The organism is Affinibrenneria salicis (genome assembly GCF_008710095.1).
Genome location: NZ_VYKJ01000005.1, coordinates 145163 through 156847 on the forward strand (window position 1 = coordinate 145163; position 11685 = coordinate 156847).

Annotated in this window: 12 protein-coding genes; 5 read left to right on the forward strand and 7 right to left on the reverse strand. The window is 59.1% G+C overall.

Annotated elements, in window-relative coordinates:
* Window positions 1–150: 150 nt before the first annotated feature.
* The 5 genes from FJU30_RS11790 to FJU30_RS11810 all read left to right on the forward strand — a co-directional run bounded on the left by FJU30_RS11790 (window position 151) and on the right by FJU30_RS11810 (window position 3722).
* A complete protein-coding gene (locus FJU30_RS11790) occupies window positions 151–846 on the forward strand; it encodes an aspartate/glutamate racemase family protein (RefSeq protein ID WP_150435162.1) in 696 nt (231 codons plus the stop codon).
* A gap of 523 nt (window positions 847–1369) precedes the next feature.
* Window positions 1370–1732 (forward strand): ArsC family reductase, encoded by a 363-nt coding sequence (locus FJU30_RS11795; protein WP_150435163.1) that lies wholly within the window; start codon window positions 1370–1372, stop codon window positions 1730–1732.
* Window position 1733: 1 nt separating this feature from the next.
* Window positions 1734–2861, forward strand: coding sequence for a succinyl-diaminopimelate desuccinylase (gene dapE, locus FJU30_RS11800; RefSeq protein ID WP_150435164.1), 1128 nt, complete (start codon window positions 1734–1736; stop codon window positions 2859–2861).
* Window positions 2858–3532, forward strand: a complete 675-nt coding sequence (locus tag FJU30_RS11805; RefSeq protein ID WP_150435165.1) for a M15 family metallopeptidase — start codon at window positions 2858–2860, stop codon at window positions 3530–3532. The genes dapE and FJU30_RS11805 overlap by 4 nt, the downstream gene beginning before the upstream one ends.
* Window position 3533: 1 nt before the next feature.
* Window positions 3534–3722, forward strand: a complete 189-nt coding sequence (locus FJU30_RS11810) for a YpfN family protein (RefSeq protein WP_150435166.1) — start codon at window positions 3534–3536, stop codon at window positions 3720–3722.
* 44 nt (window positions 3723–3766) lie between these two features.
* On the opposite strand, the gene rarD is transcribed toward FJU30_RS11810, so the two are convergent.
* From rarD to dapA, 7 genes are all read right to left on the reverse strand, one after another.
* Complete coding sequence (rarD, locus tag FJU30_RS11815; RefSeq protein WP_150435167.1) at window positions 3767–4663, reverse strand: EamA family transporter RarD; 897 nt, start codon at window positions 4661–4663, stop codon at window positions 3767–3769.
* A 362-nt stretch (window positions 4664–5025) separates the two neighbouring features.
* Complete coding sequence (locus tag FJU30_RS11820; RefSeq protein ID WP_150435168.1) at window positions 5026–7077, reverse strand: tRNA(Met) cytidine acetyltransferase TmcA; 2052 nt, start codon at window positions 7075–7077, stop codon at window positions 5026–5028.
* A 26-nt stretch (window positions 7078–7103) separates the two neighbouring features.
* Window positions 7104–7556, reverse strand: a complete 453-nt coding sequence (locus FJU30_RS11825) for a DUF441 domain-containing protein (protein ID WP_150435169.1) — start codon at window positions 7554–7556, stop codon at window positions 7104–7106.
* Between the two features lie 67 nt (window positions 7557–7623).
* Complete coding sequence (gene ypfJ, locus FJU30_RS11830; RefSeq protein WP_150435338.1) at window positions 7624–8478, reverse strand: KPN_02809 family neutral zinc metallopeptidase; 855 nt, start codon at window positions 8476–8478, stop codon at window positions 7624–7626.
* A gap of 180 nt (window positions 8479–8658) precedes the next feature.
* The gene (gene purC, locus FJU30_RS11835) at window positions 8659–9372 is read right to left on the reverse strand and encodes a phosphoribosylaminoimidazolesuccinocarboxamide synthase (RefSeq protein ID WP_150435170.1); all 714 of its coding nucleotides are present in this window, start codon (window positions 9370–9372) and stop codon (window positions 8659–8661) included.
* Between the two features lie 227 nt (window positions 9373–9599).
* Complete coding sequence (gene bamC / locus FJU30_RS11840; RefSeq protein ID WP_150435171.1) at window positions 9600–10655, reverse strand: outer membrane protein assembly factor BamC; 1056 nt, start codon at window positions 10653–10655, stop codon at window positions 9600–9602.
* Between the two features lie 15 nt (window positions 10656–10670).
* Window positions 10671–11549: a 4-hydroxy-tetrahydrodipicolinate synthase gene (gene dapA, locus FJU30_RS11845; RefSeq protein ID WP_150435172.1), complete on the reverse strand. Its 879-nt coding sequence runs from the start codon at window positions 11547–11549 to the stop codon at window positions 10671–10673.
* Window positions 11550–11685: the final 136 nt, after the last annotated feature.

An 11685-nucleotide genomic window follows, 5' to 3' on the forward strand; every position in this document is an offset into this window, starting at 1 on the left:
ACATCCTCTCCGGCCGGATTTAAGGCGCATAAACCAGTTGGCCTACCCTAAAGGGCCGGCGCTTTGCGTTATTCAAAACGATAATGTATTGTCTGCACTCGAATTATTCAGAGCATACAATATGCCAGACAGGAAACAGGCGACCTAAATATGAAAATATTAGGACTCATTGGCGGCATGAGCTGGGAATCCACCATCCCGTATTATCGCATTATTAATGAGCACGTTAAGCAGCAGCTGGGCGGCTTGCATTCGGCCCGGATCATTCTTTATAGCGTGGACTTCCATTCCATTGAACAATTGCAGTCAACGGGAAACTGGTCACAGGCCGGTGTGGAACTGGCTAACGCCGCGCTGGCGCTGAAAAAAGCCGGCGCCGAGGCCATCGTAATTTGCACTAACACCATGCATAAGGTGGCGCCCGACGTTGAGGCCGCCTGCGGCCTGCCGCTTTTACACATCGCCGACGCCACCGCGCAGCAGATAAAAGAGCAGCGTCTGAGCAAAGTCGGCCTGCTCGGCACGCGTTATACCATGGAGCAGGATTTTTACCGCCAGCGCATTATCCGCCGGCACGGTATCGAGGTTATCACCCCCGATGAAGCGCAACGGGCAACGCTCAACCAGATTATTTTTCAGGAACTGTGTCTGGGTAAGATCACCGAGTCTTCCCGGGAGCGCGTGAAACAGATGATCGCTCAGTTGCAGCTTCAGGGCGCCGAAGGAATCATTCTCGGCTGTACCGAAATTCCGCTGCTGATCTCGGCCGGGGACGCCGATATACCGCTGTTTGACACCACTACGCTGCATGCGCAGGCGGCGGCCCGCTTTGCATTGAGCCAGTGATGATGTGGCATAAGAAGTGGGGGATGACGGCATAGATATGTCTCATCCCCTTTTTAGCGCTCAGGTTTCCCCTTTTCTGCGATTATTAAACGCAGCGTCGGGGTGACTGGCGGCCCGGCGGCAACGGCACGAGTGACGCGTTGCCAGGGCGGGATGTTTTTTTCAGGCACGGGGAAGTAAAACTTACTGACGTAGTTCCGACATTCTCCCGCCCGACATCAATTGAGACACGCGCTTATTTATTACTCAACATGGCTTCAATGAATGCTTTCCAGGTACTGACTTCTGCTTCAATCATAACAACCTCTAATTTTAACCGGCGCCGTATTATACGCACATTTTTTAACCAGGCAAATATGATCCTTATCAACCCCCATCTGGTCAGCGGTCGGTTTTCCGTTTGTTTCGTGTGGTGGATCTCATCGCGTTTTTTCGGCATGCTGACGGTTATTCATGCCCGGCGCCCAAAACGCCCGGGCTGATGCATTTTTCACCCATGTGAAGCAGAAAGGATTGGCCTGTAATGACGTTCACCCTATATGGCATCAAAAACTGCGATACCATCAAAAAAGCCCGCCGCTGGCTGGAAGAACAACACATCGAATACCGTTTTCACGACTATCGCGCCGATGGACTGGACGAAGCCCGTCTGCAGGGCTTTATCGATCTGGTTGGCTGGCAAACGCTGCTGAATACGCGCGGCACCACCTGGCGCCGACTGAGCGAAGCGCAGCGTAACGCGGTCGACAACGCCGACGCGGCGAAAGCGCTAATGCTGCAGCAGCCCGCCGTCATCAAGCGACCTCTACTGGTCAGCGCCAGCGGCCAGGCGCTGTGCGGTTTTAGCCCCGACGGCTATCAAACATTTATCGCGGAGGTGAAGTAGCATGTCCTGTCCCGTGATAGAACTTGCCCAGCAACTGATTCGTCGCCCATCTCTGAGCCCGGATGACGCCGGATGTCAGGCGATGATGATCGAACGTCTGCAGGCGATCGGTTTTACCATCGAACCGATCAATATCGACGATACGCTCAACTTCTGGGCGTGGCGCGGCACCGGCAAAACGCTGGCCTTCGCCGGCCATACCGATGTGGTGCCGGCCGGCGACGAGACGCTGTGGGATAATCCGCCTTTTGAGCCCACCATTCGCGACGGTATGCTGTATGGACGCGGCGCCGCCGATATGAAGGGTTCGCTGGCCGCCATGGTGGTCGCCGCCGAGCGCTTTGTCGCGGCCCACCCCGCTCATCAGGGTCGACTGGCGTTCCTGATCACCTCGGATGAAGAAGCCAAAGCGGTTAACGGCACGGTTAAGGTAGTGGAAAGGCTGATGGCCCGTCGGGAGCGACTGGATTATTGCCTGGTAGGCGAGCCGTCCAGCACTGCGGTGGTCGGCGACGTGGTGAAAAACGGTCGACGCGGTTCGCTCACCGCCAATTTGCGCATTCACGGCGTGCAGGGACACGTTGCCTACCCGCATCTGGCCGATAACCCGGTGCACCGCGCGCTGCCCGCACTGAACGAACTGGTTGCCACCCGCTGGGACGAAGGCAATGAATTCTTCCCGCCGACCAGTATGCAAATCGCTAATATTCAGGCCGGCACCGGCAGCAACAATGTGATCCCCGGCGAACTTTTCGTGCAGTTCAATTTTCGTTTCAGCACCGAGTTAACCGACGGACAGATTAAGCAACTGGTGGCCAATCTGCTCGATCGCCATCAGCTCAACTATACGCTCGAATGGATGCTCTCCGGCCAGCCATTTCTGACCGCGCGCGGCGCGCTGGTCGACGCCGTTGTCGACGCGGTTCGTCACTACAACGAAACCACGCCGCAGTTGTTGACCAACGGCGGCACCTCGGACGGACGCTTTATCTCGCGTACGGGCGCGCAGGTGGTGGAGTTGGGTCCGGTCAACAGCACCATCCACAAAGTCAACGAATGCGTCAGCGCCGCAGACCTGCAGATGCTGAGCCGCATGTATCAACGCATCATGGAGCAGTTGATCGCATGATCACGCCCGCTATGCTGACCGGGCAGTCGGTGCAGCATCTGGCGCCGCTGTGCGGCGCCCATCGCCTTCAGCCGGCGGCCGTTACCGCGTTTCTGGCGCTGCGACAGGCCGCCGCCGCCGCCGGCTTCGATCTGCAGCCGGCCAGCACCTTTCGCGATTTTGAGCGTCAGCGTCTGATCTGGAACGGTAAGTTCAGGGGCGAACGGCCGGTGCTGGACGAACACAGCCGGCCGCTGGATGTGCTAACCTTACACGAAGGCGCACGCTGCGAAGCCATTCTGCGCTGGTCGGCCATGCCGGGCGCCAGCCGTCACCACTGGGGCAGCGATCTGGACATTTACGACCCATCGCGTCTGCCCGACGGGCAAAGGCTGCAGCTGGAGCCCTGGGAATATGAGGATGACGGCTATTTCGCGCCGTTAAACGTCTGGCTGACGCAACATATGGCGGACTATGATTTTTACCGCCCCTTCGCTCGCGATCGCGGCGGCGTGGCCGCAGAACCCTGGCACATCAGCTATCGCCCGCTGGCCCGCGAGGCCGCCAGCCGGTTTACGCCCGCAGTCCTGCTGAATGCGTGGCGGGACCAGGACGTGGCCGGCTCAGCGTGGCTGAGCGCGCATTTACCGGCGCTATTTGCCCGCTTCATACACAACACTGACGAGGCTTAACATGGCATGGCTGGCTGACTACTGGTGGGTAATTCTGATTATCCTGGCCGGTATCTTACTCAACGGCATCAAAGAGCTGCGTCGTCTCGACCATAAGCAATTTCTCGCCAACAAACCGGAGATTCCGCCGCATCGGGATAACAATGCAAAATGGGATGACGACGACGACCAGCCGCAGAAAAAACCCTGACCGGCTCTCCGGTTCAGAAACGGGCGCGAAGCGCCCGTCTTTCCTCAGGCGACCTGCGCAGCGCGCTGTTTACGCCGCGCCCGATACAGCCCGCCTTCCAGCACCAGCATCAGCAACGCCAGCCAAATCGCGCCATAGGTCAATAATTTATCCGACGGGATGGTTTCACCAATCAGTAACGCGGCGATCACCAGCAGGACCGGTTCGAGATACCCCATCAGGCCAAACAGGCTAAAGGACAGGTAGCGGCTGGCCTGAACATAGCACACCAGCGCCAGCGTACTGATCATGCCCAACCCCGGCACCAGCGCAAACAGCGACAGATGATCGCGCCAGATCGCCCCGTCGGACGGCCCGCTAATCAGGAACCACAGCGCCGCCGGCGACATCAACAGCATATCGAACCACAGCCCGCCAAGATGATTGGTCTTGAGCTTTCTGCGCAGCAGAAAATAGATCGGGAACCCCAGCGCCACCAGCAGCGTCGCCCAGGAAAGGTGCCCGAAACGAAAAATTTCATTGCCCACGCCCAGCGCCGCCAGCCCGGTAGCGATCTTCTGCAGCAGGGAAAGCCGGTCGTGATACAGCGCGCCGCCCAACAGCACCATCATCAGCGGCATCAGGAAATAGCCGAGCGAAACCTCCAGCGCCTTGCCATTAACCGGCGCCCAAAGGAACAGCCATAGCTGAATGCCGATCAGGAAAGAAGAGGCGGCCAGCGGCGCCAGCAGCCAGACATTTTTCCTGATCATCTGGAATCCCTGAGCGATCAACGAATGATCGCCGTTATACAGCAGGAACAGCGTCAGGCACGGCCAGGTCAGCAAAATGCGCCAGCCAAAGATCTCATTGCCGGAAAGAGGAACCAGCCATGAGGAATAATAGTAAAGAAAACCAAACATCACCGACGCTAAAGCGGATAACCCAAGCCCTCTGGCCACGTTGCTAAACCCCTGACTAAAACACATGCACCGACTAAATTTGCTGCGTATTCTAGCGCCGCGCTATTTTTTTGATATCAAAATCGGCTTGCCGATAACACAAAAAACCATCAATAAGATAAAAATAGCGACATTCATCCATTAACCATTCATACACTGAAATTTAAAATCAATAAATGTTCCTCGAACAAGATAAAAAATCACAAAAATGCGAAAAAAAAATAAAACATCTGCCGCCGACAAACAGGCAAATAACGGGAGGTAATCAGGAGAAAAATCGCGCCCGGCGGCCCGATGCCGCCGCGTGTAAATTCAGACCGTTACGGGGAAAAGGAAATGAATTAACGAAGCGGCGCAGGCTATCAGACCGCGTCGTCCGGGCCATGCCGCACCCATGCCTGCCAGCGGCCACAGCGTGCGTCATCCAGCGTCTGAAGCGCCAGCGCCGTTTCCGCGCGCCAGCGCAGCAGCAGCGCTTTTTTACCGCTCAGTTGTAAACGTTGCGCACAGACGGCGTTGCTTAGCCCTTCGTCCAGCAGCAAACGCAACGCGGGCAGCGCCAGCGAAGTATGGCTGGCCAGTCGATGCAGCGCCGCCAGAGAAGCCTGCAAAGGCCGATGAGCAAAGGCGAAACCCGCCAGTTCGCGCCAGTCCGCCTCGTCCGGTTCGTTGTCCGATTCCTCGGGCAGCGGCAACGTCAGCGGGATATAGCGCCGCAGCCAGTACCAGTCGCGCGCCAGCTGGCGTTCAGCCTGGTCAACCAGTTGTTCCCCGGCGGGCGACAGCGGCAGCAATGCCATCGCGCTATAGCAACCGCTGCTGGCTTCCAGATGGCTGCCGATGCGCGCCAGCCGGAACCCGCATTCATGCCAGAAACGCCACAAATCCGGCTGATAGCCAAAACTGACCGACAAATAATCCAGCCCCTGCGCCGCCAGACGCTGATGAATCACCAGCTGGCGACCGATACCGACACGGCGGCAATCCGGCCGCACGGCGATACGCGTGATGCGGCGTGAGCGCAGCATCGGCGCCTGCCACATCCCGCCGTGCGCAGCCAGCGACTGCGCCACCAGGTTGCCGCGCGGACGACGGCGTCCGGCCCAGACCTCGTGCGCCAGTCCGGCTGACAGCCCGCCCTCATCCACCAGCCAGAGCGCCCCCGCCAGACCATCCGCCGGCGACGGCCAGGCCGCGCAGGAAAAACGCATGCCGGGCGCATCCAGCAGGCGGCGCAAATCCAGCGGCGAGGTGCGATAGTGCGCGCTGCACAACAGGCCGTAATATTGCCGCAGCAGCGCCGGATCGGCCGACCAGCGATCGGCGTTCAGGCTGCTGATGTTAACCGGCGCGCGCGGCGACGCCCCGGCAGAAAAATCAGGTTCCTGCAATAACAGCAGGTTATCCAGCCAGCGCTCAAGCGGATCATCGCCGGCCCAGCGCAAGGGTTCATCCAGCATCAGACTCTGCCAGTGCGGCAACGAGGCGCAAAATTTCAGCAGAAAACCGCGTCCGGTGCCCTCATAGCCCTCAACCGTAGTGGTCAACAGCAGGCGGGGAAAATAGCGCAGCAGGCGGCGTAACCGGGCGGACGGAATAGCCGCCGCTTCGTCAATCAACAGCCAGTCGGCCAACGGCGCTCCGTCGGGCATCTGCTCGCAGTGCTGCAACAATGCATCCGGCGCGAAGAAGCGAGCGCGGTTATCCGCGTAGTGCTGCAAAATATCGGTCGCCGCGCGCGCCGGCGCGCAGATCCAGCACGAGCCTGACCAACGCCGCGCCAGCATCCCCGCCAGCGCGGATTTGCCCCGCCCGCGCGGTGCGGTCAGCACAAAAATACCGGCGGAGGCATGCAGCAAACGAGCAAGGATACGCTGCTGGCCGGCGGTCGGATGACCATTGGCCGGCGCCCACTCGGGCCGCGAATGCAGCGGGGTAAAAACGGCGGGCCGATCCTGGCGCCAGACAACCGCCTCGGGGTCGTTCAGCAACTGGCGCTGCAGATGAGTTATAAAACGCGGCGTCGCGAGAGGGTGATTGTGTTCGCTCCAGCGCAGGCTATCCGCATCGGGACAACGCGCCCAGTCGGCCCAGGCCGGCGCCAGCAGCAGCAGCCAGCTGCCGGCGCGCTGCGTGCCGGCCAGCATCGCCAGCGCTTCCACATCCAGCCCGCGGCGCGCGTCATAAACCGCGTGGCCGGTTTCCCGCCCCAGCAGCGTTTTTACCCGCACGGCGGCAATGGCCTGCGCACCGGCGGGGGGCGACTCGCTGATCCACAGCCAGTCGCCCGGCAGCGCGTCACAGATCGCCTGCGCCCGTTGTTGCGTCCAGTCCGCCGCGCCGCTCACGACCAGCAGCCTGCGCACGCCGGCACGCTGCTGGGCCGGCTGGCCGGCGATCAGTTGCGTCAGCATTGCTGCTCCGGCGCGCGGCGCACGCTTCAGCCTTTACCAATCAACAGCGACAGCAGCCCCGCCGCAATCAGCGGACCGACCGGAACGCCGCGAAACAGCGCGACGCCCATCACCGTGCCGATCAGCAACCCGGCCACCACCGCAGGCTGATTGCTCATCAACGCCACGCCGCGCCCGCCCAGCCAGGAGACGCCAATGCCGATCAAAATGGCCAGCAGCGATTTCCAGTGCAGGAAAGAGTGAATAACGTCGCTGGCGGTAATTTTACCGCTGGCGATCGGCGCCATCACGCCAACGGTCAGAATGACGATGCCGATGGTCAGACCGTATTTTTCCACCCAGGGAAAATATTGATTCAGCGGGGTGATACGTATCGCCAGCAGAAACAGGATAGCCAAAGTGACGGTCATGTTGTGGCTGATAATGCCCAGCGCGGCCAGCCCCAGTAAAATTAATAATGTTGGATCCAAAGCGGACATGGGTGCTCTCTGTTTGATTTTATATAACCCGGCTCAAGGCATCATGACGCGGGCGGCGAACCCGACGTTAACGGACGGCGAAAGTATCGCACTGCGCGGGATCGCCGCTATCGTAGCCGCGCTTAAACCAGCCGTAGCGCTGCGCGGCGCTGCCGTGGGTAAAGCTTTCCGGCACCACGCGCCCCTGACTACGCTGCTGCAGTCGATCGTCGCCGATCGCTTCGGCGGCGTTTAACGCTTCCTGCAGATCGCCCGGCTCCAGAATATCCTGCCGTTGCATACTGTGCCCCCAGACGCCGGCGAAACAGTCGGCCTGCAGTTCCATTTTCACCGACAGACGGTTGACTTCCGCCTGTGACGCGCCCTGCTGCATCTGCCGGACTTTCGCTTCAATACCCAGTAAGTTTTGCACGTGATGGCCCACTTCATGCGCGATCACATAGCCCTGGGCAAAATCGCCGTCCGCACCGAGCTTCATTTTCAGATCGTGATAAAACGACAGATCTATGTACACTTTACGGTCGGCCGGGCAGTAGAACGGCCCCACCGCCGACTGACCGGCGCCGCATCCGGTGACGGTAGCTCCGTCGTACATCACCAACCCTGGCGCACGCCAGGTTTTGCCCATCCGGTTAAACTGTTCCTGCCAGGTCTCTTCCGTCATGGCGAAGATCACCGAAGTAAACTTCGCCGCTTCTTCGTCCTGCGGGCTAACGTTGCGGCTGGTGCCCGGCTGACCGGACATCGGCTCGCCGCTCAGCAACGGCGTTAAATCGACGCCGTAATAGCCGGCCACCAGCACGATAATCAGCAGCACCAGTCCGCTTTTGCCACGCAGCGGAATACGCATCCCCCCGCCCCCGCCCGACTGACCGCGGCGGTCCTCCACATTGTCGCTCTCTCTATGCCCTTGCCAACGCATCATTCCTCCCGACGATCTGTTTGCACCGATCGTAGCGATCCAGACGTACGAATGCCATAAAAAAGCGGGGAAATAGCACAACAGCAGAAAATAACGCAGAAAAAACGACGAGGGGGCGCAGAGTGAATCACGCCCCGGGCAGGTACCAGATAATAACCAGCGACGAAAACGATTGCGCCGTTAGTCTAATTTTACGCCGATACGACGAGCAACTTCTTCATAGGCTTCGATCAGGCCGCCCAGACTCTGGCGAAAGCGATCTTTATCCATTTTGTTCAGCGTGGCTTTATCCCACAGACGGCTGCCGTCCGGCGAGAACTCATCGCCCAGCACCACTTCGCCTTTGAACAGGCCGAACTCCAGCTTGAAGTCCACCAGGATCAGACCGGCGTCATCAAAAATTTTGCTCAGCACGTCGTTGGCTTTATAGCTCAGCGTTTTCATGCGCGCGAGATGTTGTTCGTTCACCCAGCCGAAGGTCTTGCAGTAAGATTCGTTCACCATCGGATCGTGCATAGCATCGTTCTTCAAGAACAGATCAAACAGCGGCGGATTCAGAACCTGACCTTCTTCAATACCCAGGCGCCTTACCAGAGAACCGGCGGCGCGATTGCGCACCACGCACTCCACCGGCACCATGTCCAGCTTCTTCACCAGCACTTCGGTATCGGAAAGCAGGCGCACCATCTGGGTTGGAATGCCGGCTTCTTCCAGTTTGCTCATAATGAAATGGTTGAAGCGGTTGTTCAGCATCCCTTTACGCTCAAACTGCTCAATGCGCTGACCATCCAGTGCTGACGTATCATTGCGGAATTCCAGCACCAGCAGGTCCGGATCCTGCGTGGTGTAGACCGTTTTCGCCTTTCCGCGATACAACTCAGCTAGCTTTTGCATGTGCTTACTCCAGTAACAATCGTTCTTTAAGAGAGGGTAAAATCTGAACGGCGCCGTGGTCCCCTTGCGGCTGTTTGCCCCGCTGTTCCACCGCGCCGTACGGCCGCAGCCTGGACAGGCATGCGCGGAGCGGGTAATGAACAGCCAGCGAATGACCCGCTCGCCCGCAGGCGAGTGGGTATATATCCGCGGCCAACAGTCAAAAAGGGGGCCGCGGCCCCCTGGTATTACTCGTGTGTAGTGCGGGTTTGACTAAACGCCGCCTGGAACACCGCCACCAGCGCGTCATTTTGCGACTGAGTCAGCGTGCGCCCTTTCGAGTCGGTAAATTGCAGGCTGCTGCGGTTATCCAGATCGCCGAGCTGCAGTTTATAATCGCCGTTGGTCAGCTGCGGATCTCTGGCGCCCAGCGCCTCCCAGCTGTCGCTGCCCGGCGCACGGTAGGTTATGGCCACGGTGCCCTGCGGGCGGCTGCGATCGTTAACGGTCATCCCCACTCGCTGCAGCGCGGCGGGCAAACGCTCCCACACCACGGTGTAAGGCGCGCGCGCAATCAGCAACGGCAAACCGGTTTCGTCGGCGCCGCTCTGCACATCCAGCGCGCCGGCGCTGCGATTGGCCAGCGCATTCTCACGCAGGGTGGCCTGCTTATCCAGGCTCTCCGTCAGCGTGTTGAGCATCACCCCGGTATAGCGCTGGATCTGCACCGGGTCGCTGACCGACTTATCCTGCTGCTGCAGAGCCAACAGCCTGACGCTCAGCGCCTGCTGATACCCCTGCTGCTGAACGGTAATTTGATAGCGGCCCTGATACTGGAAGTCTTCATCCTCACGCGTCCATTTCACCCAGTCGGTGGTCAGCGATTGGTTGCCATCCTGACGGCTGGCGACCGGGAAGCCTTTTTCCTGCACCACGCGATTAATCTGCGACCAGAGCTGGCTGTTTTGCGCGTTGTTTTCCAGCAGCAGCGTTGCCGTATCGCCGGCGAACTGCGCCCGGGAACCATTCAACAAAGCCAATGACTGTACGGGAGGACGAATATCGAGCGCCTTGCCGGTCGCGCCATTTTGCGTGGCGGCGGCAACATCATAATCGCCGTTTTGCACCGGCAGGATCATACCGGCTGGCGTCTGCAGCGCTTTCGGCGCCGGAACGTCAAGATAGGATTCGTCGCCGCTGACCTGGCGCTTGTAGCGCTGGTCGCTGGAACAGGCGGACAGCAGCATCACCAGAGAGACGCCCACCACCTTTGCCACCATCGACTTTTGCACGGAATAAGTCATTAATTCTCCTAACGGTTACAGCAGACCGGCCTGTCTGATCGCCTGTTCTACGACCACACTGCCCTGTTCGGTCAGCGGAGTCATCGGCAAGCGCAGCGTATCGGTCGCTATCAGTCCCAACGCCTTACAGGCCCATTTGGCCGGAATCGGGTTGGGTTCGACAAACAAGTTTTTATGCAGCGGCATCAAACGCTGGTTCAGAAGACGCGCTTCGGCAAAGTTACCCTGAGCCGCCAGCTCGCACATCTGAGCCATCTCGCGCGCGGCGACGTTGGCCGTCACGGAAATTACGCCCTTACCGCCCAGTTGCATAAAGTCCAGACCGCTGGCGTCATCGCCGCTTAGCAGAATGAAATCTTCGTCAACCAGTGATTGGATCTGACTTACCCGACTTAAGTTCCCCGTGGCTTCTTTGATCCCGATAATATTCTGTAATTTGGCCAGACGCGCGACCGTTTCCGGCAGCAGATCGCATCCGGTGCGGGAAGGCACATTGTAGAGGATCTGGGGAAGATCGGTGTGTTCGGCAATCGCTTTAAAGTGCTGGTACAGGCCTTCCTGGGTCGGCCGGTTATAGTACGGCGTTACGGTCAGGCAGGCGACCACGCCGCTGTCGTTAAAGCGCTGGGTCAGCGAAATACCTTCGGCCGTTGCATTGGCGCCGGTTCCCGCGATAACCGGAATGCGGCCGTCGCTCAGTTCCAGCGTCAACATGACTACATCGCCATGCTCATCATGACTCAGGGTGGCGGACTCCCCGGTGGTACCAACCGATGCGATCGCCGACGTGCCGCTGGCGACATGGTAATCGATAAGTTTTTTCAGGCTCGCGCGATCGACGGCGCCTTTCGCGTCCATCGGCGTAACCAACGCCACAATACTTCCCGTAAACATTGACCATCTCCTCCACAAACAAGTCATTTATGGTACTTTTGACGTCTATACAAAAGCAAGCGTACCGCCCACGTTGTAAGCGCTGGCGGGCGGTTTTTTTTATGTTTACCATGTTACCCTGGAGAAGCCGTACAGG

Bases quoted from the DNA above. Each gene is read 5' to 3' on its own strand.
- FJU30_RS11790 (WP_150435162.1), top strand. From the start codon at position 151: ATGAAAATATTAGGACTCATTGGCGGCATGAGCTGGGAATCCACCATC.
- dapA (WP_150435172.1), bottom strand. From the start codon at position 11,549: ATGTTTACGGGAAGTATTGTGGCGTTGGTTACGCCGATGGACGCGAAA.
- FJU30_RS11795 (WP_150435163.1), top strand. From the start codon at position 1,370: ATGACGTTCACCCTATATGGCATCAAAAACTGCGATACCATCAAAAAA.
- purC (WP_150435170.1), bottom strand. From the start codon at position 9,372: ATGCAAAAGCTAGCTGAGTTGTATCGCGGAAAGGCGAAAACGGTCTAC.
- FJU30_RS11820 (WP_150435168.1), bottom strand. From the start codon at position 7,077: ATGCTGACGCAACTGATCGCCGGCCAGCCGGCCCAGCAGCGTGCCGGC.
- ypfJ (WP_150435338.1), bottom strand. From the start codon at position 8,478: ATGCGTTGGCAAGGGCATAGAGAGAGCGACAATGTGGAGGACCGCCGC.
- FJU30_RS11805 (WP_150435165.1), top strand. From the start codon at position 2,858: ATGATCACGCCCGCTATGCTGACCGGGCAGTCGGTGCAGCATCTGGCG.
- FJU30_RS11810 (WP_150435166.1), top strand. From the start codon at position 3,534: ATGGCATGGCTGGCTGACTACTGGTGGGTAATTCTGATTATCCTGGCC.
- bamC (WP_150435171.1), bottom strand. From the start codon at position 10,655: ATGACTTATTCCGTGCAAAAGTCGATGGTGGCAAAGGTGGTGGGCGTC.
- FJU30_RS11825 (WP_150435169.1), bottom strand. From the start codon at position 7,556: ATGTCCGCTTTGGATCCAACATTATTAATTTTACTGGGGCTGGCCGCG.
- dapE (WP_150435164.1), top strand. From the start codon at position 1,734: ATGTCCTGTCCCGTGATAGAACTTGCCCAGCAACTGATTCGTCGCCCA.